The 21,612-nt window shown below is 72.3% G+C and carries 23 protein-coding genes; 13 read left to right on the forward strand and 10 right to left on the reverse strand.

Annotated elements, in window-relative coordinates:
• Positions 1-275: 275 nt before the first annotated feature.
• The 8 genes from ACO0M4_RS34175 to ACO0M4_RS34210 all read left to right on the forward strand — a co-directional run bounded on the left by ACO0M4_RS34175 (position 276) and on the right by ACO0M4_RS34210 (position 7,038).
• Positions 276-440: a hypothetical protein gene (locus ACO0M4_RS34175; RefSeq protein ID WP_430374957.1), complete on the forward strand. Its 165-nt coding sequence runs from the start codon at positions 276-278 to the stop codon at positions 438-440.
• Between the two features lie 117 nt (positions 441-557).
• Positions 558-1,799 (forward strand): hypothetical protein, encoded by a 1,242-nt coding sequence (locus ACO0M4_RS34180; RefSeq protein ID WP_430374958.1) that lies wholly within the window; start codon positions 558-560, stop codon positions 1,797-1,799.
• Positions 1,796-2,353, forward strand: a complete 558-nt coding sequence (locus tag ACO0M4_RS34185; protein WP_430374959.1) for a hypothetical protein — start codon at positions 1,796-1,798, stop codon at positions 2,351-2,353. Before ACO0M4_RS34180 ends, ACO0M4_RS34185 begins: the two co-directional genes overlap by 4 nt.
• Positions 2,350-3,597 carry an MFS transporter gene (locus tag ACO0M4_RS34190; protein WP_430374960.1) on the forward strand — a complete coding sequence of 416 codons (1,248 nt, stop codon included), beginning with the start codon at positions 2,350-2,352 and terminating at the stop codon, positions 3,595-3,597. Before ACO0M4_RS34185 ends, ACO0M4_RS34190 begins: the two co-directional genes overlap by 4 nt.
• Positions 3,598-3,831: 234 nt before the next feature.
• Positions 3,832-4,248: a hypothetical protein gene (locus ACO0M4_RS34195; RefSeq protein WP_430374961.1), complete on the forward strand. Its 417-nt coding sequence runs from the start codon at positions 3,832-3,834 to the stop codon at positions 4,246-4,248.
• A 105-nt stretch (positions 4,249-4,353) separates the two neighbouring features.
• Positions 4,354-4,956 (forward strand): carbonic anhydrase, encoded by a 603-nt coding sequence (locus ACO0M4_RS34200; protein ID WP_430374962.1) that lies wholly within the window; start codon positions 4,354-4,356, stop codon positions 4,954-4,956.
• A gap of 16 nt (positions 4,957-4,972) precedes the next feature.
• Positions 4,973-6,427, forward strand: coding sequence for a SulP family inorganic anion transporter (locus ACO0M4_RS34205; protein WP_430374963.1), 1,455 nt, complete (start codon positions 4,973-4,975; stop codon positions 6,425-6,427).
• 164 nt (positions 6,428-6,591) lie between these two features.
• Entirely contained in the window at positions 6,592-7,038 is a 447-nt protein-coding gene (locus ACO0M4_RS34210) for a nitroreductase family deazaflavin-dependent oxidoreductase (protein ID WP_430374964.1), read from the forward strand.
• 45 nt (positions 7,039-7,083) lie between these two features.
• Here ACO0M4_RS34210 and ACO0M4_RS34215 read toward each other — a convergent pair whose 3' ends face one another.
• Positions 7,084-7,470 carry a recombinase family protein gene (locus ACO0M4_RS34215; RefSeq protein ID WP_430374966.1) on the reverse strand — a complete coding sequence of 129 codons (387 nt, stop codon included), beginning with the start codon at positions 7,468-7,470 and terminating at the stop codon, positions 7,084-7,086.
• 105 nt (positions 7,471-7,575) lie between these two features.
• Here ACO0M4_RS34215 and ACO0M4_RS34220 point away from each other — a divergent pair, with 105 nt between their 5' ends.
• The 3 genes from ACO0M4_RS34220 to ACO0M4_RS34230 all read left to right on the forward strand — a co-directional run bounded on the left by ACO0M4_RS34220 (position 7,576) and on the right by ACO0M4_RS34230 (position 9,565).
• Positions 7,576-7,821, forward strand: coding sequence for a hypothetical protein (locus ACO0M4_RS34220; protein WP_430374968.1), 246 nt, complete (start codon positions 7,576-7,578; stop codon positions 7,819-7,821).
• Positions 7,808-8,284, forward strand: a complete 477-nt coding sequence (locus tag ACO0M4_RS34225; RefSeq protein ID WP_430374970.1) for a Clp protease N-terminal domain-containing protein — start codon at positions 7,808-7,810, stop codon at positions 8,282-8,284. Before ACO0M4_RS34220 ends, ACO0M4_RS34225 begins: the two co-directional genes overlap by 14 nt.
• Positions 8,285-8,404: 120 nt before the next feature.
• The gene (locus ACO0M4_RS34230) at positions 8,405-9,565 is read left to right on the forward strand and encodes a serine hydrolase domain-containing protein (protein WP_430374971.1); all 1,161 of its coding nucleotides are present in this window, start codon (positions 8,405-8,407) and stop codon (positions 9,563-9,565) included.
• A gap of 9 nt (positions 9,566-9,574) precedes the next feature.
• On the opposite strand, the gene ACO0M4_RS34235 is transcribed toward ACO0M4_RS34230, so the two are convergent.
• The 4 genes from ACO0M4_RS34235 to ACO0M4_RS34250 all read right to left on the reverse strand — a co-directional run bounded on the left by ACO0M4_RS34235 (position 9,575) and on the right by ACO0M4_RS34250 (position 13,500).
• Complete coding sequence (locus tag ACO0M4_RS34235; protein WP_430374973.1) at positions 9,575-9,787, reverse strand: hypothetical protein; 213 nt, start codon at positions 9,785-9,787, stop codon at positions 9,575-9,577.
• 76 nt (positions 9,788-9,863) lie between these two features.
• Positions 9,864-12,038: an ABC transporter permease gene (locus tag ACO0M4_RS34240; RefSeq protein WP_430374974.1), complete on the reverse strand. Its 2,175-nt coding sequence runs from the start codon at positions 12,036-12,038 to the stop codon at positions 9,864-9,866.
• 121 nt (positions 12,039-12,159) lie between these two features.
• Positions 12,160-12,957: a molybdate ABC transporter substrate-binding protein gene (gene modA / locus ACO0M4_RS34245; RefSeq protein WP_430374975.1), complete on the reverse strand. Its 798-nt coding sequence runs from the start codon at positions 12,955-12,957 to the stop codon at positions 12,160-12,162.
• 147 nt (positions 12,958-13,104) lie between these two features.
• Positions 13,105-13,500 carry a TOBE domain-containing protein gene (locus ACO0M4_RS34250; RefSeq protein ID WP_100601900.1) on the reverse strand — a complete coding sequence of 132 codons (396 nt, stop codon included), beginning with the start codon at positions 13,498-13,500 and terminating at the stop codon, positions 13,105-13,107.
• 428 nt (positions 13,501-13,928) lie between these two features.
• Here ACO0M4_RS34250 and ACO0M4_RS34255 point away from each other — a divergent pair, with 428 nt between their 5' ends.
• The gene (locus tag ACO0M4_RS34255) at positions 13,929-14,351 is read left to right on the forward strand and encodes a TOBE domain-containing protein (RefSeq protein ID WP_430374976.1); all 423 of its coding nucleotides are present in this window, start codon (positions 13,929-13,931) and stop codon (positions 14,349-14,351) included.
• Positions 14,352-14,462: 111 nt separating this feature from the next.
• Here the strand turns inward: ACO0M4_RS34255 and ACO0M4_RS34260 are convergent, their stop codons facing one another.
• The 3 genes from ACO0M4_RS34260 to ACO0M4_RS34270 form a co-directional block, all read right to left on the reverse strand.
• Positions 14,463-14,978 carry a molybdopterin-dependent oxidoreductase gene (locus tag ACO0M4_RS34260; RefSeq protein ID WP_430374977.1) on the reverse strand — a complete coding sequence of 172 codons (516 nt, stop codon included), beginning with the start codon at positions 14,976-14,978 and terminating at the stop codon, positions 14,463-14,465.
• Between the two features lie 199 nt (positions 14,979-15,177).
• Positions 15,178-17,976: a molybdopterin-dependent oxidoreductase gene (locus ACO0M4_RS34265; protein WP_430374978.1), complete on the reverse strand. Its 2,799-nt coding sequence runs from the start codon at positions 17,974-17,976 to the stop codon at positions 15,178-15,180.
• Complete coding sequence (locus ACO0M4_RS34270; protein ID WP_430374979.1) at positions 17,973-18,815, reverse strand: FAD binding domain-containing protein; 843 nt, start codon at positions 18,813-18,815, stop codon at positions 17,973-17,975. The genes ACO0M4_RS34265 and ACO0M4_RS34270 overlap by 4 nt, the downstream gene beginning before the upstream one ends.
• A 206-nt stretch (positions 18,816-19,021) precedes the next feature.
• Here ACO0M4_RS34270 and ACO0M4_RS34275 point away from each other — a divergent pair, with 206 nt between their 5' ends.
• The gene (locus ACO0M4_RS34275; protein ID WP_430374980.1) at positions 19,022-20,536 is read left to right on the forward strand and encodes a PucR family transcriptional regulator ligand-binding domain-containing protein; all 1,515 of its coding nucleotides are present in this window, start codon (positions 19,022-19,024) and stop codon (positions 20,534-20,536) included.
• 22 nt (positions 20,537-20,558) lie between these two features.
• Here ACO0M4_RS34275 and ACO0M4_RS34280 read toward each other — a convergent pair whose 3' ends face one another.
• Together ACO0M4_RS34280 and ACO0M4_RS34285 are read right to left on the reverse strand one after the other, a co-directional pair.
• Positions 20,559-20,966 carry a TOBE domain-containing protein gene (locus ACO0M4_RS34280; RefSeq protein ID WP_430374981.1) on the reverse strand — a complete coding sequence of 136 codons (408 nt, stop codon included), beginning with the start codon at positions 20,964-20,966 and terminating at the stop codon, positions 20,559-20,561.
• A gap of 9 nt (positions 20,967-20,975) precedes the next feature.
• Positions 20,976-21,548, reverse strand: a complete 573-nt coding sequence (locus ACO0M4_RS34285) for a MarR family winged helix-turn-helix transcriptional regulator (protein ID WP_430374982.1) — start codon at positions 21,546-21,548, stop codon at positions 20,976-20,978.
• Positions 21,549-21,612 lie beyond the last annotated feature (64 nt).

Raw genomic sequence — 21,612 nt, forward strand, 5'->3', positions numbered from 1 at the left:
CACCCGAACGCACCCGACCCGGGACCGCCGGGCGGCGGACCGTCGTGGTGTGGCGCCACACCGTCGAGTTGACCGCTCGTCAGAAAGTTCCGCGGCCGATCACCGCGGCGGGATCGCGCCAAAGTTGGCGCACCGTCCCTCGTTACCGAGCCCCCGGCATTGCCTTTCATTGACATTCACTTGGGGATCCTTTTACTTTCGTTGGGTCGGCATCGGCGCAGGTCAGCACCACGCCGCCGAGTGCCGCCCCCCTTCCCACACCTATGGAGGTCCCCATGGAGCAGCTCATCAAGAAGATGGCCCAGGACAACGTCTGGCAGAGCTGGGTGGCCGCCAACTCCGCGGGAGTGGACCCGCGGACGGCGAAGAACGGCTGCATCAGCGCCGCCCCCAAGGCCGGCTGCATCAGCGCCGCACCCAAGAGCGGCTGTATCTCCTGACGCCCGGCTGACGGCCCCGGCGGGCCGGCGGCGACCGTACCGCCGCCGGCCCGCCCACCGGCCCACCGCACCCGACGTCCCGGGCGGCCCCGCCCGCGCACACACCCGAGGGATCCCATGGAAGGCCAGCCGACCGCCGAGGTCATCGAGCAGATCCGCGACATCCCGATCTACCGCGCGTCACTGGCGAAGGGCCACTTCCCGGTGCTCGACAAGCCGGAGATCGCCCGCGGCTTCCCCGACAACTGGATGACTCCCCAGCTGGCCGCCGCGCTGGAGGCCGGCGAGGCCGAGTTCGTGCTCACCACGGGCACCAACCACGCCCGGATGCAGCTCATCCGGCCCCCGTACTTCCTGCTGCAGTCCTACTACCGGCTGTGGAGCGAGCACCCCGACCTCGCCGCCACCTGGGAAGCGGGATGCCGCCGCGTCTCGCTGACGACCGTCCTGGCGACGGAGCACGTCGCACGGGTCAACGCCGCCAAGCGCGGCGCCGCACCCGACCCCGTGCCCGGCCTCGACGACCGCCGGCTCGACGACCGCACGTGCTACCTGAACCTGCGGCTCGACCCGGCGCTGTGGAGCCGCGACGACGTGGTCCGCATGCTCGACGAACTCCGCACCGCCCAACAGGCGCACCCGCAGGGCTGGTACCACCTCGACTGCTCCGCCTACCACCTGGCACACCTGGTGCGGAAGGTCGGCGAATGGGGGCTGTGGGACGACTTCCCGCCACCCGCCAGCATCATCCACGCCTACGAATACACACCGGTCAACGTGCAGCGCTTCCTGCACCAGCACTTCGCCTGCCCCATCATCGACCTCTTCGGCAGCACCGAACTCGGCTACCTCTACTCCAGCGACCGCCGCGGCAACTACCGGCCGCACCTGGACAAGATGAGCGTCGAACTCCACCCGGTCGCCCCGGACAGCACCCTGTACCACCTCATCGTCTCCAGCGTGCGCAACCCCTACATGCCGTTGATCCGCTACCGCTCGGGCGACTGCGTGCGGACCACGGACGGCACCCCCGACCCGGAGAAGATCGCCCAGTTCTGCGGACGCCAGAAGGAACTCCTGGACACCCGGCACGGTCCGGTGGCCCAGGGCGACCTCGACCGGTGCATCGGCGAGACGACCCCACAGATCTTCGTCCACCAACTACGGCTGGTGGGCACCGCCGAGGCGCGACTGGCGTACACCACCTTCAGCGGCGCGCCCCTGGCGCCGGCGGACACCGCCGCGCTGGAGCGGAGCATCACCGAACTCACCGGCCGGCACTGCCGGCTCGACCACCGTCCGCACATCCCCATCGGCCGGTCCGGGAAGTACTCCTGGCTGGCGAGAGGAGAGGCATGACCCACCGGACCGCGCCGGCGACCGCGGCCACCGCACCCGCCGCGACAGCCCCGCACCGGTTGATCTCCGTCGAGGACCTCCGGGACCTCCTCGGCACACCGTTGCACGCCGAAGTCCTCGCCCACTTCGAGGAGAAGACCGGTGCGCCGCGGGAGTTCGTGGCGCGCCAGGTCACCGAATGCCTGCGCTACCTCTACCTCGTCTCCCACTACCGCGACCGGCTCAGCGGGCTGTTCCTCCCCGTCGAGCAGGACATCGACGAGATCTGGCACTACCTCATCCTGCAAACCCGCGAATACCGCGCGCTGTGCGAGGAGCGGCTCCCGGGCGGCTACTTCATCGAGCACCGCAGCATCGGCTACGAGGCGTACCAGCAGGAGCCGGGCCGGGAGCGGGCGCTCGACGAGGCGCTGCGCTGGATCCCGTTGTACTGCCGGGAGTTCGGCCCGTTCGACGAGGACGCGCTGCCGCACTGGACCATCGTCCGCTTCCTGCACCAGCGGATGGGGCTGTCCCTCGCGGAGATCGCGGCGCTGGAGCCGCTGGCCGCATGACCGGTACCGCGCCGCGGCGGCTCCTGGCCGTCCTGGTGTTCTCGCAGGTGCTCAGCGGGGCGGGCCTGGCGGCCGGGATCACGGTCGGGGCGCTGCTCGCCGAGGACATGCTCGGCTCCACCGGGCTGGCCGGCGTGCCGAGCGCCCTGTTCACCGCCGGGTCGGCGCTGGGCGCCGCGGGCATCGGCCGGCTCTCCCAGCGCCGGGGCCGTCGCTCCGGGCTGGTGCTGGGGTACGGGGCCGGGGTGCTCGGCAGCCTGGGCGTGGTGGCCGCCGCCGCCCTGGACAGCGTCCTGCTGCTCTTCCCGTCGCTGCTGGTCTACGGCGCGGGCACCGCGACGAACCTGATGGCGCGCTATGCGGGCGCCGACCTGGCCCCGCCGGACCGGCGCGGGCGCGCGGTGAGCACGGTGCTGTTCGCCACCACGCTCGGCGCGGTGGCCGGCCCCAACCTGGTGACGGTGACCGGGAACCTGGCCCTGGCCTGGGGCGTGCCCCGGCTCGCCGGGCCGTTCCTGTTGGCCGCCGCCGCGTTCGCTGCCGCGGCCGTCGTCCTGGCCTGCCTGCTGCGGCCCGATCCGCTGCCGGCGCACCGGACACCGGCGGCGTCCGGTGCGGGTGCGCCACCGGATGACGGGTCGGCCTCCCCCGCGGCCCCCGGCCTGACGGCCGGACAGCGGCACGGTCTGGCCGCCGGCACCGCGGTGATGCTCCTCACCCAACTGGTGATGATCGCGCTGATGACCATGACCCCGGTGCACCTGCGCGCGCACGGCCACGACACGCAGACGGCCGGACTGGTGATCGCGCTGCACGTCGGGGCGATGTTCCTGCCGTCCCCGCTCACCGGGCTGTGGGTCGACCGGGTCGGGCCGCACCGGGTGGCCGGGGCATCGGGAGTGACGCTGCTGGGCGCCGGGCTGCTCGCCACGCTCACCCCGCCGCATGCGGTGGCCGGGCTCGCCGTGGCGCTGGTACTGCTGGGCATCGGCTGGAACTTCGGGCTGGTCAGCGGTACCGCGCTGGTCACCGATGCGCTGCCGCCGGCCCGCCGCGCCACCTCCCAGGGGCTGGTGGACGTCGGGATCGCGCTGGCCGGTGCGACCGGCGGGATGGCCTCCGGGCCGGTACTGGCCACGGGCGGATTCCCGGTGCTGGCGCTGGTCTGTGGGGTGTTCGCGGCCGCGGTGGTCCCTGTGGCCGTACTGGCCGCCCGGGGGGACGGCGACGCCCGATATCCCTGAGAAACCACGCAACATGGCGTCATTTCTCGTTTTCATACTGGAAACCTGGATGCTGCACTATGGGAGCGCGGTTCCGGAACACGCGGTCGGCGCTGAGCGCACGCGGTCCGTACCACGTCCCGACGACCAAGCCCGGGTAGCACCGCGGTCGATCGCGCCGAGCGCGCGGCGGCCCCACCCCCTGCCGAACGACCGAACGGCCCCCGACAACACGGGGCGAAGCGGAGGACGACGATGCGGAAGGACACCGGGATACCGGGGGCGCGCCCCCGGATACCGGCCCTGTGCCGTCTGCCGCTGACCGCGCTCGCCGTCGTCCTGACGTTCCTGCTCGGCGCGGCGGCACCGGCGTGCGCGGTCAAGTCCGCGCGCCCGGCCGCCTCGGCGTCCAAGTCCGCCAGCGCACCGGCCGCCGCGAATTCCAGTTCCGAAGAGGAGAAACACTCCAAGCGCGAGACCGAGCGCAGCCGCCCCCGGCGGCTGACGCCGGCCGCGGAGGGGGTACCGCCCACCCGGCGCCCGCTGCCGCCACACCTCAGCGGTGCGACCGGCGACGATGAACCACCAGGACGGGGGCCGGCCACCGACGGTGGCCCAGCGGCGCCCAGACCGGCCCAACTCCCCGTTCTCCACTGCGTCTTCCGCTGCTGATCGGCCCCGTGGCGAGCAACGGCCACGCGCCGTGTCCCGCCACTTGAGTGCCGCACGCCCTCGCCATCCCCACGGTGGCACCACTCATCAGCAGGAGACCTCCTCGTGGAGACCTTCATCCAGCATGCCCGGGGCCTGACCGCCCGCATTGCCGCACAGCAGGAAGAACAGGAGACCTTCGGCCGGCTCGCCGCCGGGCAGTCGCCCCTCGCCCTGTTCATCACCTGCTCCGACTCCCGGGTCATCCCGTCCCTGATCACCGGGGCCCGTCCCGGCGAACTCTTCGAACTCCGCACGGCCGGCAACGCCGTGCCCGTCTACCAGGAAGGCATGGCGGCCAGCGCGGAAGCCGCCACCATCGAATACGCGATGCGGGTGCTCCGGGTCGCCGACATCGTCGTCTGCGGCCACTCGCACTGCGGCGCGGTCGGCGCCCGGGCCCGCGGCGAGGACCTGACCGGTGCGCCCGCCGTCCGCGACTGGCTGGCGCTCCAACTCTCCGACGAACTGCCGGGCGACGACGGGCCGGCCGTCACCACGGCCGTACAGCGCCACGTGCGCCAGCAGCTGGACCGGCTGGGCGACTACCCGTGCGTGCGGGAGCGGCTGGACGCCGGCGAAGTGCGGCTGCACGGCTGGTTCTACGAGGTGCACACCGGGTCGGTGTCCGTGCACCAGCCGGCCGTCGACGCGTTCCTCCCTCTGTGAAGGCGGGCTGTACGTGATGAAGCGATTCCCTTTCCTCCAGGCGGACTTCACCGCCTCCCTCGTGGTCTTCCTGGTCGCCGTCCCACTGTGCGTGGGCGTGGCGGTCGCCTCCGGCGTACCGGCCGAACTGGGGCTGGTCACCGGCATCGTCGGCGGGCTGGTCACCGGACTGCTCCCCGGCAGCAGCCTCCAGGTCAGCGGCCCGGCCGCCGGCCTGACGGTACTGGTCTTCGAAGCGGTCAAGACGTACGGCCTGGGCGTGCTGGGCGCCCTGGTGCTGACCGCGGGCGTGCTCCAACTAGCCATGGGCGCCCTGAAGTTGGGGCGCTGGTTCCGGGCGATCTCGGTCGCGGTGGTGCAGGGCATGCTGGCGGGCATCGGGCTGGTCCTGATCGCCGGGCAGCTCTACGCCCTGGCAGACGCCAAGGCGCCGGGCAGCGGTCTGGCCAACATCGGGGCACTGCCGCGGCTGGCGCTGGACACCGCACGGTCCGGCACCGCGCTCGCCGCGCTCGCCATAGGGGCCGGCACCATCGCCGTCCTGGTCTTCTGGCCCCGTTGGCGGCGTGCGGCGCGGATCCTGCCGGCCCCGCTGGCGGCGGTCGCACTGGCCACCACCTCGGTCTGGGCACTGGATCTGCCGGTCGCCCGGGTGCAGGTCAGCGGGCTGTTGGACGCGATCCAGCCGCCCGGTCTGGCCGACATCGGCCGGCTGACCGAACTCGGGGTGCTGGGCACGGTGCTGGCGTTCACCCTGATCGCGTCCGCGGAGTCGCTGTTCAGCGCGGCGGCGGTGGATCGGCTGCACGACGGGGCACGGACCGACTACGACAAGGAGCTGATGGCCCAGGGCGCCGGCAACGCGGTGTGCGGAGTGCTCGGTGCGCTGCCGATGACGGCGGTGATCGTGCGCAGTGCCGCCAACGTCCAGGCGGGGGCCCGGACCAAGGCGTCCCGGGTACTGCACGGGGCGTGGCTGCTGCTGTTCGCGGCGGCGTTCCCGGCGGCGCTGGGCGTGGTGCCGGTCGCGGCGCTGGCCGGTGTGCTGGTGCACGCGGGCTGGAAGCTGATCCCGCTGCGGGAACTGCGGCCGCTGTGGCGGGCGCACCGCGGTGAGGCGGTGGTGCTGTGCGTCACCGCGATCGCCATCGTGACGGTGAACATGTTCGAGGGCGTGCTGATCGGCCTGCTGCTGGCCGTGGCCAAGACCGCTTGGGAGACCTCCAAGGCGCACCTGGAGGTGCACATTCCCAGCGTTCCGGGCCCGGTGCGGGTCCGGGCCGTGGGCAACGCCACCTTCCTGCGACTGCCCAAGCTCCTCGACCAGTTGGAGTCACTGCCGGCCGACCGGGACGTGGAACTCGACCTCAGCGGGCTGCGCCACGTCGACCACGCCTGTGAGGCGGCCTTGGCGAACTGGGCCGAGCAGCACCGTCGAAGCCGGAGCCGGGCGGTCGAGCTGGTCTCCTGATCCGGCGCTCCGGACCGTGCTCCCGGCGGGGACCAACGACGTTCCCGGCCGGGAGCAACGGCACCGGACGGCGGGGCCGACCATTGATGCGGCGAAGCCGGAATGATCCCGCCGACTCCGTCGTTCCCCGAAGACCAGAAGTCTTCGACGAGAGGGCGGACGACATGCCCCTACAGGGAGAGTACGAACCGAGCCCGACCGCGTGGGTCCGCAATCAGGTCGAGCTGTACGAGGGATCCGGCGGCACGCAGGGCACGACGCTCCGTGGCCTGCCGGTGATCGTGCTGACCACCCGCGGCGCCAAGTCCGGCAAGCTCCGCAAGAGCCCGCTGATGCGGGTGGAGCACGCGGGGGTGTACGCCGCGGTGGCCTCCCAGGGCGGCGCGCCCAAGAACCCGGTCTGGTACCACAACGTGCTCGCCGATCCGCGGGTGGAGCTCCAGGACGGTCCGGTGCGCCAGGACATGACGGCCCGTGAGGTCACCGGCGAGGAGAAGGCCGCGTGGTGGGCGCGGGCGGTCGAGGCGTTCCCCGACTACGCCGACTATCAGGAGAAGACGGACCGTCAGATACCGGTCTTCGTGCTGGAGCCTTCGGGCACCCCGCACTGATCACCGCCCGGCGAACGGCGAACTGCGGGTGCCGGCGGCGGAGCCCTAGCCCAGACACCAGCCGCTCAGTAGCGAGCGCGCTGCGACTGGGGTTCGTAGTCCTAGCGCAGATACCAGGGAGCACGTAGCCCGCCGGTGGCTTTCAGGGCTGCGGGCGCCCGCCGAACCGATCCGGCCGTGGGCCCGCGCGCAGGCGAGTCCGTCGTTGGTGTTGGCCACGATCAGCTCGCGCTGAAGTTCGGCGAGGACGGACGGCATCCCGCACATCGCGCGGCCCGCCATGGTGGAGGTGCCGATGCCCTGTTCGATGACGTGCAGGTCGACGCCGGCCCGCAGCAGGGCGTCGATCTGGTGATCGGGATTCTGGTCCGCGGTCGAGCCCCGGGCGTAGCCGATGGGCAGGTGCCGGAATCCATCGGCCGCACCGTTCACCGACGTTGATTTCTGACGCGAGTCCCCCGACGCGCCACCCCGCCCTGCCGTCAGCCATTGGCAACTCGGGTTGACTAACTCCATTAGTCAACTACAGTTGCTTGCATGTCCGCCGCCGAGAATCCCCTCCCTCCAGAGCCCGCTGACGCCCTGGCGGCTGTCGTGGCGTTGCGGCGCCTGGCCGATCAACTGGAGGACGCCGCCGTCGAGCAGGCCATGCGAGCTGGCTGGAGCTGGCCGCAGGTCTCCGAGGCGCTCGGTGTCACCCGCCAAGCCGTACACAAGAAGCACGCCAAGCGGCTCATCGCCGCCGGAGTCAAGCTGAGGAGGCGCGGCGATGAGCGCGTTTGACAAGTACCTGCACGCGGTCATCATGCGGGCCATGTGCGAAGCCCAGGAGGACGGATCGGCGACGATCGACGCGCACCATCTCCTGTTGTCGCTCGCAGCCGATCAAGGGTCCACCGCACAGCAGGTCCTGGCCTCGGCCGGGCTCGATCGCACCGCTGTCCGCGAGGCACTGGATCGAGAGTTCGAGCACAGCCTGAGCACCATCGGAGTGTCTCCGGCCACCTATGACCTTCCCAGGCCGAGCCACGCTTCCCAGCAGCCCAAGATGGGCGCCTCCGCCAGACTCGCACTGGATCGTAGCTTCGCCACCGCCCGCAAGAAGGACCTGCGGTCAGCGCATCTGCTCCTTGGAATCCTGCAGGCCCACATCGGCACCGTGCCACGGGCTCTCGCCTTGGCCGGTATCGATCAGGCCGAACTGGCGGACCGCGTACGGCAGGCGCTCAACAGTCAGGATCAGTGACCACCCGCAACAAGTGACCACCGTCCCTGAGCCCCTGGTGCAAGCCGGTGGGCCACTGAAGCACGCTGTCGCCATGGGCCGGGCGGCCATCTGCGGGTCACACACCACAAGGAGAACCGCATGCACCAGCACACCGCTCCTACAGACAGCGGGCGCCTGAACACCGAACCAGCCAAGGCTGCAGGCGCGTTACCTGAATCCGCGCCGGCCGCAAGGGCCGAGGGCTACGAGGTGATCCAGCGCGTACTGGAGCAAGCCGTGACTCAAGGTGGCCTTCCCGGCATTCTTGCCGAGGTCCGCGACGGCGACCGGCAGTGGTTCGGGACCGCAGGAGTGGCCGGCACCGAAACGGGCCGCAAGCGCTCGCAGCAGGACCGGTTCCGCATCGGCAGCATCAGCAAGACGTTCGTGGCCACCGTCGTGCTGCAACTGGCGGCCGAAGGCAGGCTGAGCCTGGACGACACCGCGGAACAGTGGCTGCCCGGCGTGGTCCACGGACATGGTCACGACGGTGCCACGGTGACCATCAGGATGCTGCTCAACCACACCAGCGGGATCTTCAACTACACCGATGACCAGGAAGCACTGAACCGGTACGAGACCCACACCCCCGAGTTGCTGGCGCAGATCGCCGTATCCCACCCGGCCACCTTCACTCCGGGCTCGGGATGGGCGTACTCCAACACCAACTACGTCCTCGCCGGCATGATCATCGAGCGAGCCACCGGCCGCGCGCTTGCCGAGGAGATCGCAGAGCGGATCTCCCACCCACTCGGCCTGACCGGCACGTACCTGCCGCACGGCAGCGACCCGACGATCCACGGGCCGCACTCCCGGCACTACACGAAGCTGTTCCAGACCGACCCCGATGCGCCGGTCCACGACGCGACCGAACTCGACTCCTCCATGTTCTGGGCAGCCGGCGGCATGATCTCCACCGCCCGGGACCTCAACCGGTTCTTCGGCGCCCTGCTGGGGGGCCGGATACTGCCGCCGGACCAGCAACGCGACATGTTCACCACCGTGCCCACCCGCGACTGGATCTCCAACGCCGCCTACGGCCTCGGCGTTTCCTCGGTGACGCTGCCCTGCGGAGAAACGGTCTGGGGCATGGGGGGTGCGCTCTTCGGGTCGTGGTCCTACTCCTACGGTGCTCGCGATGGCGAACAGTTGGTCACCACCAACGTCAACGGCGACTGGTGCGACGGTGGTTGGGACGACCCCATCGGTATCTTCACCGATCTGCTACAGGCGAGGTTCTGCGGCCAGAGCGGTACCTGAACACCGGAGTCACGGTGTCGGCCGCGTGGTCCGCACTACGCCCGTCCGCGGCCCGGTGGGAACGTCGCACGGCCACGGGGAGGAGGTCCAGCCGTCTGCCCAAAGGGCCTCGCGGACCTGCTGACGGTGATACTCGGCGGGCCGACCGACCAGCATGTACTTCTCGACGTCGGCGGCCGGGACCTTCACGAGATCGGCGACGTACTCCACCACGACCGCCACGGCACCCGCGGGCTCCTTGCGGCTGGTGTCCGGGCCAGGACTCCGGGGCCGTGCCGATCACGCAGCTGACGCATCGTCAGAGCTTCACCAGAGTGACCTCGGTGGCCTTGACGCTGGTCCAGACGGCGGCGCCGTCGGCGAGCCCGAGTTCCAGGGCCGCCGCCGGAGTGATCTCGGCGACGAGATCGGGCGCCTCGGAGGAGGTGACGACGACCCGCAGTCGGCTGCCCGCGGCGGTGATCTCCCGTACGGTGCCGGGCCAGACATTGCGCGGACTGCCCGCGGGCTTGTCGAGGTGCACCGAGACCGCCTCGGGGGCGATCACCGCGAGCGCCTCGGTGCCGTCGGGGAGCGGGTCGGCCACCACCAGGTGGCCGCCTCCGGTGAGCGCGAGTCCGTCGCCGGCCGCCATGCCGGGCCAGGCGTTGCGGCCGAGCATCCGGGCCACCCAGGGGGAGCGGGGATTGCGGGTGACTTCGGCGGGCGGGGCGTCCTGCACGGCATGGCCACCGTCCAGGACGAGGACCCGGTCGGCGAGCGAGACCGCCTCGACGGGGTCGTGGGTGACGATCAGGCAGACCCCGCCGAAGCCGGCGAGATGGCCGCGCAGGGTGTGTCGGACGTGCGCCCGGGTGGTCTGGTCGAGGGCGGCCAGCGGTTCGTCGAGCAGCAGCAGCCGCGGCCGGGCGGCCAGCGCCCGGGCCAGGGCGACGCGTTGGGCCTGGCCGCCGGACAGCTGGGCGGGCCGGCGGTGGGCGAGCGGGCCGACGCCGAGCCGGTCGAGCCAGTGCTGTGCGGTGCGCCGGGCCTCGGCGCGCGGGACGCCCTGGGCCCGCAGCCCGTAGGCGGTGTTGGCCAGTGCCGTCAGATGCGGGAAGAGGGCCCCGTCCTGGGGGACCCAGGCCACGCCCCGGCGGTGCGGGGGCAGTGCGGTGACGTCGAACTCCCCCAGCCTGAGGGCGGCCCGGGCGCGCGGGGTGAGCCCGAGCAGGGCGCGCAGCAGGGTGGTCTTGCCGGCGCCGTTGGGGCCGACGACGGCGATGGTGGTCCCCGGAGTGGCCTGGAGGGCGAGTTCGGTGAAGCCGGTGACGTCGGCGTGCAGCGGCCAGCGCTCCCCGGGGGACGGGTCCGGTGCGGGCGACTCGCAATGCCCGGCGGTCGCGGCACCGACCGCCGACGGCGCGACGGTCCCGGCCGTCCCGGCTGTCCCGGCCGTCCTGGCTGTCCTGACTGCCCCGACGGCCCCGGCGGCCCCGGCGGCAGCATCGCCCCCGCAAGCGCTCGGGCCATCAGCGCCCGGGCTACCGGTGCCGGGCTCGCCGTCGCGGTCGGCGTCAGCACCGCTGGCGCGTCCGCTGCCGTCGGCGCCGTCGAGACGACCGGCACGACCGCGGCGGCCGGCACGGCCGGACCGGTCGGCGGGCCCGCCCGTCCACCGCCCGCGCAGGCACACCAGCACGGCCATGGCGATGGCGAGCAACAGCAGGGAGACGGAGGTGGCGGCTTCCGGGGAGTCCTGGAGCAGCAGGTAGACCTGGAGCGGCAGGGTCTGGGTGGTGCCGGGCAGATTGCCGGCGAAGGTGATGGTCGCGCCGAATTCGCCGAGCGCGCGGGCCCAGGTCAGCGCGGCTCCGGCGGCCAGGCCGGGGGCGACCATCGGCAGGGTGACGGTGCAGAAGACCCTCACCGGCGAGGCGCCGAGGGACGCCGCGGTCTCCTCGTAGCTGGGGCGGAGCCCGGCGAGGGTGCCCTCCAGGCTGATCACGAGGAAGGGCATCGCGACGAAGGTGGCCGCGACCACCGCACCCGAGGTGTGGAACGGCAGCACGATGCCGAAGGTGTTCTCCAGCCAGGGGCCGAGGAGTCCGCGACGGCCGAAGCCGAGCAGCAGGGCGACACCACCGACGGTCGGCGGCAGCACCATCGGCAGCAGCACCAGCGAGCGGACCAACACCTTGCCGGGGAAGTCGACCCGGGCCAGCAGCCAGGCCAGCGGGACGCCGAGGAGCAGCGACAGGCCCAGCGCCCAGCACGACACCAGCAGCGACAGCCGGAGCGCTTCGAGCACTCCTGGGCTGGTCAGATGGGTGCCTAGGTCGCCCCAGCTGGTGCGGGCGAGGATGCCGAGCAACGGCATCAGCAGGAACGCGATGGCGAGCAGCGCGGGAACGGCCAGGGCGACGGGGGTGCGGGCACCGGGCGCGCGGCGTCGACCGGCCGACGCCGGGGCAGGGGTGCGGGGGCGGCTCATCGGGAGTCCCTGGGATCGGGGCGGGCGTCGGGGCCGGGCGGGCCGGCGGACGACGACAGGTACGGCGGCGGGGTGGGGGCTGTCCACTCCCCCGAGCCGGACGGTCCCCACCCCGCAGTGGTCACGGCTTCTGGAAGCCCGCCGCCTGGAGGAGCTTCTGCGCCTCCGGGGTGCTCAGCCACTTCACGAACGCGGCGGCCGCGGTGGAGTGCTGGGACGACTTGAGCGTGGCCGCCGGGTAGGAGGCGACGGCGTTCTGGGCGTCGGGGATGTCGATGGCGTCGACCTTCTTGGGCGCGGTGGCGGCGTCCGTCTGGTAGACGATGCCGGCGTCCGCCTCACCGAGTTCCACCTTGCCGAGGACGGCGCGGACGTTGGGCTCCTGCGAGACCGGCTTGACGGTCAGCTTCTGGGCGTCCAGGACCTTCTTGCTGTAGCGGCCGACCGGCACCTCGGGAGCGGCCAGCACCACCTTCAGCTTGCTGTCCGCGAGGTCCTTGAGGGCGCCGACCTTCTTGGGGTTGCCCTTGCCCGTGGCGATGACCAGGCGGTTCTTGGCGATGACGGTGGGGGTGCCGGTGTCCGCCTTGAGCCCGTCCATGGTCTTGGTGTCGGCGGTGACCAGGGCGTCGGCGGGGGCGCCCTGCTTGACCTGGGCTGCGAGCTCCTGGGAACCGGCGAACGAGAAGGTGACCTTGGTGCCCGGGTGCTCCTTCTCGTAGACGGCGCCGGCCTTCTGGAAGACGTCGGTGAGCGAGGCGGCGGCGAGCACGGTGAGCTTCGTGGTGCTGCCGGACCCGGCGTCGCTGCCCTTCTTGGCGCTGTCACCGCTGCCGCCGGAGCAGGCGGCGAGCGGGACGAGGAGGGCGGCGGTGACGAGCGCGGTGGCGGCGCGGCGTCCGGTGAGGATGGAGGACATGGTGCGGGACTCCTTGGTACGCGGGGCGAGGGAGTCGCCCGAGCGGATGGGGACATAGCCGCGCCGTGGACGGGCGACGCCGCTGGATGGAGCGGCCGGTGCGGAGGGGACGTGGGGGCGGACCTCCGGGTGGTGGCGCGCGGAGGCTCAGGTGCGGTCGATGTGCACGCTGGTGGATTTCACCCGTGCGACGGCCTGCATACCGACTTCCAGTCCGAGTTCCTCCACCGCTTCGCGGGTGAGCAGGGACACCAGGCGGTGCGGGCCGGCCTGGATCTCGACCTGGGCGGCGACGTCGCCGAGTTTGACGGCGGTGACGATGCCCGGGAAGGCGTTGCGGACGGAGGTGTAGGTGTCGTCCTCCTCGCCGCCGGCGGACTGGCCCACCTCGATCGAGAAGGCGGCCAGGTCCCGGCCGTCGATCAGGCGGCGGCCGCTGTCGTCGCGGTGGGTGGCGACCCTTCCGGCGTCCGCCCAGCGGCGGGCGGTGTCCGGGCTGACGCCCAGGAGTCGCGCCGCCTGGCCGATTGTGTAGGACTGCATGTGCGACAAGATATGAGGTATTGGCTCGCATTTACAACCCTTTTGGCATTCCTCCACAGCAGATGCAAGGCCCATTGGAGGAAGGGACAAGCGCGAGTTCCGGCCACCGGAAATCCGGGCGGCATACGCGGGTCCCGCACCCGACAGGCCGCATCCCGCGAGGAATCCGCACCCGGAGCCGATTACAGTGCGAGGGACAGGAAGAACATTACGGATATCCCGCAGTAATCCGCGTTTGACCGCATTGCATCGCACTGCATCTCATTGCATCTCATTGCACTTCAATACACAGCTTTCCCGCCGCCGTACCGCATCTCGCCGTACCGCATCTCACTGCACCGCATCTCAGTACGTCGCATCCCGCTGCGCCGCTCGGCATTTCGCCGCACACTCCGCCGCACATCTCGTACCCGAGGAAGTGGGTTCCCATGAGCCTCAGCATCCGTAACCAGCTCCCCGGCACGGTTCTCGCCGTCACCGCCGGGGAGGTGATGTCGACCGTCGCGGTACGACTGGCCGGCGGCCAGACGCTCACCGCCGCGATCACCGTGGAAGCCGTCAACGACCTGGGCATCACGGTCGGTTCAGCGGTGCGCGCGCTGGTGAAGTCCACCGAGGTCGCCCTGTCCACCGGCGCGGTCGACGGGCTCAGCATCCGCAACCGGCTCCCGGGAACCGTCGTCGCGGTGGCCACCGGCGGCGCGATGGCCGGGGTCAAGGTGGCCGTGGCGGGCGGGGAGCTGACCGCCGCGATCACCAAGGACGCGGCGGCCGACCTGGGGCTGACCACCGGTTCCGAGGTGACCGCGCTGATCAAGTCCACCGAAGTCGCACTGGCCGCCGAACACTGAGCGATCCGCCGCGGGGCCGGCGCGGCCGCCCCGGCTCGGGCCATGGACGGCGCACGGGCCCGGGCGACAGTCGGCACGCGGGCCGCCCCACCGGCCGGCGCGGCCTGCGGCCTACCGCTCCCCCGGCACCGGGCAACTACCCACCCAGATGCCAGTGATGGCGCTGATGTACCGCGCGCCGCAGCGGTCGGACGGCACCACGAGCTGGCTGCCCGCAGCGTCCAGCGGTTCCCCGTCCATCGCCGTGGCCAGCAGTATCGGGGCGTCGCCGAAGTCGGCGTCGATCTCCGCCCAGGACAGCACGGTGTGGTGGCCGTCCCCGCCGGTCACGGTCAACAGGAAACGGGAACGGTCCTTGCGCCGCCGGGCATCGAAGACCGGGCCCGCCTCGTCCAGCACGTCCCGCAGCAGCGGGCCGTCGAAGGTGTGGTGCTGCGGGCCGTTGGTGGCGCAGTCGAAGACCACCGGAGCGTGCCGCTGCGGCCAGCGCTCCCGCAGGTCGGCAACGGTCAGCGTGAGCGGGCGGCGCAGCTGACCGCTGATCAGGAAGCGCCGGGCGGCGGGCGGGGCGTCACCGGGCGTGGCACGGATGGCAACGGGACGGGGCGGCGGGCTGAGTCGGCTCATTGGTGTCCCCCTGGAGACGGTCCACGCGGCGGCTGCCTCCCGGTGATGCCCCGGCGGCACATGACTCAATCACATATACCAACCAGCAACCCATGTTCCCCTTGCGTAAGTGAGTCGAATGCGGGCAAGAGGGTGGCAGTTCCGGGGCCCGCAGTGCCGCCCCGGAACTGCCACCCCCGCACGGGCGACCGGGCCGTGGTCACACGGAGCCCTCCCGCGACGGGTGCGCCCGGGCCGACCAGCCCTCCTCGCCGCCCTTCGCGCGGTGCTCGGCGAGGGCCAGCCACACCTTGTCCCGGAGGAAGGGCACCTCGGTGAAGCGCACCCCGGTGGCGTCGCGCAGCGCGTTGCCGAAGGCGGGGGCGACCGGGTTGAACGGGCTCTCGCTCATCGACTTGGCGCCCAGCGGCCCGATGGCGTCCGAGGTCTCCATGAAGTGCACCTCGGTACGCGGGACGTCCGCGTAGGCCGGCAGCCGGTAGCGGCGGAAGGCGGGGGTGAGGACCTTGCCGCCGGCGTCGACCAGGACCTGTTCGAAGAGGGTGGCGCCGAGCGCCTGGGCGACCCCGCCCTCGACCTGACCGCGGCACTGCATCGGGTTCATGACCTTGCCCGCGTCGGCCGCGTGGACGCTGCGCAGGATCTTGATCTCGCCGGTGTCGGGATCGACGGCGATCCGGAACCACTGGGCGTTGAAGGCCACCGAGCGCGGGGAGCCGCCCCAGTGCCCGGCCGCCGCCAGTTCCACGTCGCGCTCGCGGGCGGCCTCGTGCAGTTCCTTGAGCGGGACGGTCCGCCCGGCGCACTCCACGGCGTCGGTCAGCAGGTGGCACTGGCTGCGCGGGGTGCGGGCGTATTCGGCGGCGAACGACAGGATCCGCTCGGCCAGTCCGTTGGCCGCCCGCATCACGGCCTTGCCGGCCACGACGGTGCCGGCGGAGCCGAAGGCGCCGGTGTCGTGCCGGACGACGTCGGTGTCGGACTGTCGGATGACGATCCGGTCGACGGTGGTGCCCAGCGCGCCGGCGGTGATCTGCTTGTGGACGGTGGTGGTGCCGTTGCCGAACTCGGCGGTGCCGACGGCGATGTCGTAGGTGCCGTCCTCCAGGAGCGTCACGGTGGCATCGGCGTAGTGGCCGCCGGGCGGGCCGGTGGCAATCATCGACATCGCGGTGCCCTGGCCGACCAGCCAGCCCTCGGGGGCGTCGTCGGCGCTGCGGTCGGTGGCGATCGCGTCGCGGACGACCTTCAGGCACTGGTCCAGGCCGTAGCTGGCGATGTGGAGGTCCTCCTCCTCGCCGCCGGGGCTGATCATGTGCTCCCCGGGGCCGATGATGTTGCGTTCGCGGAAGACCAGGGGATCGATGCCCAGGCGGCGGGCCAGTTCGTCCATGGTCGATTCCACGGCGAAGGTGACCTGGCCCAGCCCGTAGCCGCGGAACGCGCCGGCCGGGACGCAATGGGTGTAGACGGAGTAGGCGTTGACCTTCTTGTGGGGGGCGCGGTAGACGGCCATCGACTCGCCGACACTGTGGAACATCACCGCCGGTCCGTGGTTGCCGTACGCGCCGGTGTTGGCGACCACCCGGAGCTGAAGGGCCGTCAGGGTGCCGTCCCGCTTGGCGCCGGCCTTGATGCCGATGGTGAAGGGGTGCCGGGTGGTGGCGCCGAAGAACTGCTCGGCGCGGGTGAACTCCAGCTTGACCGGCCGGTGCAGGCGCATCGCGGCCAGCACCACGATGTCCTCGGCCAGCATCTCCTGTTTGCCGCCGAAGCCGCCGCCGACCCGGCCGGCGACCACCCGGACCCCGTCCTCCGGCAGGTCGTACAGGGCGCACAGGGCGCGTCGGGTCAGGAACGGGACCTGGGTGCTGGAGCGGACCACGATCCGTTCGCCGTCGCCGTCCTCCTTCTCCTCGAAGTAGGCGACGGCGCCGTGGGTCTCCAGGCTGGCGTGCTGCACCCGCTGGGTGCGGAAGGTCTCCTCGTAGATCAGGTCGGCCTCGGCGAAGCCCTGCGAGACGCTGCCGATCTCGCCGTGCACCTCGCCGACGACGTTGTCCTGGGGGCGGGAGATCCGGCAGCCCTCCGAGTCCTTGGCGTGGACCACCGGGGCGCCGGGCCGCATCGCCTCCTCCGGGTCCAGGACGTGCGGAAGCACCTCGTACTCCACGGCGATCCGGCGGCAGCCCTCCTCGGCGGCGCCCTCGGTGTCGGCGACCACGGCGGCCACCCGCTGGCCGACGAAACGGACCACGTCGTCCAGGACCCGGGTGTCGTCGGGGTCCTCGGTGGGGTGCTCGTGGCGGGCGGAGGAGAACAGCCGCTCGGGGGCGTCGTGGTGGGTGAGGACGAGGCGCACGCCGGGGACGCGCAGCGCGTCGGTGGGGTCGATGGAGACGATCCGGGCGTGCGGGTGCGGGGAGCGGAGCAGCTTCATGTGGAGCAGCCCCTCGACCTCGATGTCGAAGGTGTAGCGGGCGGTTCCGGTGACCACCTGGGGGCCGGCCGGGGCGCCGAGGCTGCGGCCGACCGACTCGCCGGGGCGGGGCTCCTCGACATGGGTGACGCCGCGGATCGCGTCCTCGATGGCCCGGTAGCCGGTGCAACGGCAGAGGTTGCCTTTCAACGCCCTTGGGAGGTCGGCGAGTTGGTCCTCGTTCAGCTTGGCCGTGGTCATCAGGAAGCCGGCGGTGCAGAAGCCGCACTGGAAGCCCTGGGCGCCGAGGAACTTCCGTTGGACGGGGTGGAGTTCGCCGTCCGGTTCGGCCAGGCCCTCGACGGTGGTGACCCGGCGGCCGTCGGCGCGTACGGCCGGGTAGAGGCAGCTGTGCACCGGTTCGCCGTCGACGTGGACCGTACAGGCCCCGCAGTCACCGCCGTCGCAGCCCTTCTTCACCCCGAACCAGCCGCGGTCCCGCAGGTAGGTGCGCAGGCACTGACCGGGCCGCGGTTCGGCGTCGAAGTCCCGGCCGTTGACGTGAAGGGCATAGCTCATCGGACAACCTCCCTGGGGGACGGCGAGTGGGGGGTGAGTTCGGCGCGGACCTCCTCGGCGAGGCGGAGCGCCATGTGCCGCCGCCAGACGGGCAGGCCGTGGATGTCGTCGAACCATTCGGGGGCGGTGACGACCCCGTCGAGGGTGCCGCGCAGCACGGCGGAGCTGGGCGGGGTGGGGAACCAGAGGCGGAACGGGCGGACGGTGGCGGCGGTGACGGTGAGCGCCAGCGAGCCGTCCAGGGGGTCGAGGGCGCCGATGACCAGGGCGCCGGAGCGGCCGAGCCCGTAGAGGGAGACCTGGCGGAACGCGGTCCGGCAGGTCAGCGCGCGGGCGGGCAGGGTCACCGAGCGGAGGAGTTCGCCGGCGGCGAGGTCCTTGCGGCCAGCGCCGGTGATGAAGTCGGCGACCTTGATGCGGCGCCGGGAGCCGTCCTGGGCCTGGAGCAGACAGCTGCCGTCGAGGGCCGCGGTGAGCGAGATCATCGGCCCGGCGGGCAGGCCGTTGCAGAGGTTGCCGCCGACGGTGGCCATGTTCCAGATCTTGAACGAGGCCAGGAAGGCGCGGCAGCACTGCTCGAAGAGGGGCGCGGTCGGGGCCGGGAAGGTTGCCGCGAAGCGGGAGAGCTGGGCGATGGTGCAGGTGGCGGCGATCTCCAGGGAGCCGTCCGGGAGCTGGCTGATCGGCTCCCAGCCCATCCGGCTCAGGTCCACCAGGCGCCGGAGGTGCGGCTGCGGTTCGGAGAAGAGGTAGGTGCCGCCGCCCAGCCAGGCATCGCCGGTGCACCAGGGGGCGTGCTGCCGGGCATCCCGCACCTCCAGCACGGTGTTCAGGTCCATGCCACCGAGTGAAGCAACCCGGCGGCATGGCGCACGACTGGTCCGGAGCACGGAAAACGCACCAACGTCCGGGCCCGGATCTGGATGATCAACCAAGAGGTATACCGGCAAGAACGCCTGGCATTTACGATGCCAGAACCCACATTCACCTCGTGAATGTGAGATACCGGGGTTCCGTGCCCGGTAGCCGTCCAAGGAGCCACCACATGCACGTCCACGACCTCCTCCAGCTCGACGCGCTCGACCTGGCCCTCCTGTGGGGCGAGGACCCCCTGCTCACCCAAGAGGTCAGCGGCGTCACCGCCACCGACCTGGAGGACCCCGCGCGGTTCCTCCAACCAGGCGAGCTGGTGCTGAGCGGACTGGTGTGGTGGGCGCCCGGGGACGACCGGGAGAAGGTGGACCGCTTCGTGGCGGCGCTGGCGGACGCCGGGGCAGCCGCGCTACTGGCCGGGGAGGAGACCCACGGGAAGATCCCCGACGTCCTGGTCGAGTCCTGCCGCGCACACCGCATCGCCCTGCTCGCGGTGCCCGCACACACCACCTTCCGGGCCATCACCGAGGCGGTGTACCTGCGGCGGTGGGGCGACCTCAGCCGCCGCCCCGCCGGCCACTACGCCCTCCCCGAGAACGTGCGCACCGAACTCGCCGGGCTGCTCGCCGGGGACGCCGCACCGGACGCCCTGCTGGACCGGGCGTTCGCGCATCTGGGCGGCCCGGCCTGCTACCTGCTGACCGTCGCCGGCCGGGTGATCGCCCACACCCCCGACGCCCCCGAACTGACGGCCCGGCAGGCCCGGCGGGACCTCGCCGCCGGCGTCGGCAGCACGCTGCGCATCGAGGGGGACCCGGGGCCGTACGACGCCTGGTTCCTGCATCTGCGCGGCGCGGACGACGCCCCGCCGCGGGTGCTGCACGAGATCGCCGAGGTCATCGCGCAGTACCGGCACCACGACGCGGCCCGCGGGACCGCCGCGCGTCGGGCGACGGACTCCCTGTTGGCCCTGATCGCCGCGGGCGCCGCCGAGGGTGCGGCCCTCGACGCGGCGCTGCACGCCTGCGGGCTGCCCGCGACCGGCCCGTTCCACGTGGTGGTGGCCGCATCGGACGGTGCGGAGCCCGGGCAAGCGGTCCGGGCGCTGGCCGAGGCGCTGCGGCAGTCGCCCGGCGGGCCGTTCGCGGCCGGGCTGCTGCCGGGCGGCGAGGCGGCCGCGGTGGTCGTCGCCGGCGGCGAGGACGGGCGGCCGTCCCTCGGCGAGGTGTGGCCGGCGCTGCACGCATGCCGTCCGCAGGCGCCACTGCACGCCGGGGTGAGCGGTCCGGCGGCCGCCGGTGACCTCAACCCGGCGCTGGACCAGGCCCGTTACGCCCTGGCCGCGGCCCGGTCGGCGACCCCGGAGGGCGCCGAGGTGACCTCCGTCGACGAACTGACCACGCTGGGCGCGCTGCTCTCCGGGGTGCCGTCCGACGTCCGGGCGGCGTTCAGCAGCCGGGTGCTCGGCCCGCTGGCGCGCGGTGGCAGTGCCTCGCACCGGATGCTGCTGGAGACGCTGGAGGTGTTCCTCGCCCAGCACGGGTCATGGGCGCGGACCGCGGAGATCCTGCATCTGCACGTCAACACCGTGCACTACCGCGTCCAGCGGATCGAGACCCTGACCGGCCGCGACCTGTCGCGGCTCGACCACAAGCTGGATCTGCACGCGGCGCTGCTGTGCCGCTGACCGCCGCGGTCCGCGGGCGGGTTCAGCCGCGCTCGTCGGGCCGGTCCACGTGCACATGGGTGGACTTGACCCGGGCGGTGGCCTCGACGCCGACCTCGATGCCCAGCTGCTCGACGGCCTCCCGGCTGACCACCGACACCACCCGGTGCGGCCCCGACTGGATTTCGACCTGGGCGATCACGTCGTCGAGGGTGACCGCGGTGACGATGCCGGCGAAGGCGTTCCGGACGGAGGTGCGGACCTCGCCGGGCACCGGGTGCGCGCCGGCCGCCCGTTCCTTGGCGAACGCGGCCAGGCTCACCCCGTCGATCACGCGGTTGCCCGCCCCGTCCCGGTCCATCCGCAACTGCCCGCCGTCGGCCCAGCGACGGACGGTCTCCGAACTCACACCCAGCAGCCGCGCTGCCTGACCAATGCTGTACGAGGGCACGTCGGCACTCTAGGCCCTGTCGCCCCACGCCCGTCTGCCGGTCCGCCGGCTGGGAGTCGCTCCGCGCCCCTCAGCCCCGGGAGCTGCAGGTCCGGGAGCTGCAGGTCCGGGAGGAGGGCGCCGCCGCAGCGCCTCGGTCAGCTCCTCCAACGCCGGCAGCGCGTCCTGCAACCGGCGCTGCCGTGCGGGGGCGAGCCGGCCGATCTCCTCGGCGAGGACGCCGGCGGTCTCCCGCCCTACGGCGCACAGCAGCGCCTGCCCGGCGTCATTCAGGCTGATCAGGCTGGCGCGCTGGTCGGCGGGGTGGGGGCGGCGGGCGATCCAGCCGCTGCCGTCGAGCTGGTCGACCATGCGGGAGGTGGTGGAGAGCGTGATGGCCATCCGGGCGGCGAGTTCGCCGATCCTCAAGGGGCCGTGGGCGGCGAGCTCGGCCAGGGCGGCCAGCCGGCTGGGGGTGAGGTCCGGGTGCGGGCTCTGGCCGCGGAGCAGCGGCACCAGTTGTTGGAGCACCGCGCGCAGCCGGCCGGCCGCTTCTACCGGCCGGTCCGGCGGTCCGCCCGTGGAGCCGGGGCGGTCAGCCATCGGGGGCTCCCGGTGTCGTACGGCCCGGTGGCGGGGCGGTGGGCGGTGGGTCGGCGACCGGCGG

The organism is Streptomyces sp. RGM 3693 (assembly GCF_050471125.1).
Lineage (GTDB): Bacteria > Actinomycetota > Actinomycetes > Streptomycetales > Streptomycetaceae > Streptomyces.

Coding starts and splice junctions, on each gene's coding strand:
- ACO0M4_RS34175 (WP_430374957.1), top strand. CDS start 276: ATGGAGCAGCTCATCAAGAAGATGGCCCAGGACAACGTCTGGCAGAGC.
- ACO0M4_RS34180 (WP_430374958.1), top strand. CDS start 558: ATGGAAGGCCAGCCGACCGCCGAGGTCATCGAGCAGATCCGCGACATC.
- ACO0M4_RS34185 (WP_430374959.1), top strand. CDS start 1,796: ATGACCCACCGGACCGCGCCGGCGACCGCGGCCACCGCACCCGCCGCG.
- ACO0M4_RS34190 (WP_430374960.1), top strand. CDS start 2,350: ATGACCGGTACCGCGCCGCGGCGGCTCCTGGCCGTCCTGGTGTTCTCG.
- ACO0M4_RS34195 (WP_430374961.1), top strand. CDS start 3,832: ATGCGGAAGGACACCGGGATACCGGGGGCGCGCCCCCGGATACCGGCC.
- ACO0M4_RS34205 (WP_430374963.1), top strand. CDS start 4,973: ATGAAGCGATTCCCTTTCCTCCAGGCGGACTTCACCGCCTCCCTCGTG.
- ACO0M4_RS34210 (WP_430374964.1), top strand. CDS start 6,592: ATGCCCCTACAGGGAGAGTACGAACCGAGCCCGACCGCGTGGGTCCGC.
- ACO0M4_RS34220 (WP_430374968.1), top strand. CDS start 7,576: ATGTCCGCCGCCGAGAATCCCCTCCCTCCAGAGCCCGCTGACGCCCTG.
- ACO0M4_RS34225 (WP_430374970.1), top strand. CDS start 7,808: ATGAGCGCGTTTGACAAGTACCTGCACGCGGTCATCATGCGGGCCATG.
- ACO0M4_RS34230 (WP_430374971.1), top strand. CDS start 8,405: ATGCACCAGCACACCGCTCCTACAGACAGCGGGCGCCTGAACACCGAA.
- ACO0M4_RS34240 (WP_430374974.1), bottom strand. CDS start 12,038: ATGAGCCGCCCCCGCACCCCTGCCCCGGCGTCGGCCGGTCGACGCCGC.
- modA (WP_430374975.1), bottom strand. CDS start 12,957: ATGTCCTCCATCCTCACCGGACGCCGCGCCGCCACCGCGCTCGTCACC.
- ACO0M4_RS34250 (WP_100601900.1), bottom strand. CDS start 13,500: ATGCAGTCCTACACAATCGGCCAGGCGGCGCGACTCCTGGGCGTCAGC.
- ACO0M4_RS34255 (WP_430374976.1), top strand. CDS start 13,929: ATGAGCCTCAGCATCCGTAACCAGCTCCCCGGCACGGTTCTCGCCGTC.
- ACO0M4_RS34260 (WP_430374977.1), bottom strand. CDS start 14,978: ATGAGCCGACTCAGCCCGCCGCCCCGTCCCGTTGCCATCCGTGCCACG.
- ACO0M4_RS34265 (WP_430374978.1), bottom strand. CDS start 17,976: ATGAGCTATGCCCTTCACGTCAACGGCCGGGACTTCGACGCCGAACCG.
- ACO0M4_RS34270 (WP_430374979.1), bottom strand. CDS start 18,815: ATGGACCTGAACACCGTGCTGGAGGTGCGGGATGCCCGGCAGCACGCC.
- ACO0M4_RS34275 (WP_430374980.1), top strand. CDS start 19,022: ATGCACGTCCACGACCTCCTCCAGCTCGACGCGCTCGACCTGGCCCTC.
- ACO0M4_RS34285 (WP_430374982.1), bottom strand. CDS start 21,548: ATGGCTGACCGCCCCGGCTCCACGGGCGGACCGCCGGACCGGCCGGTA.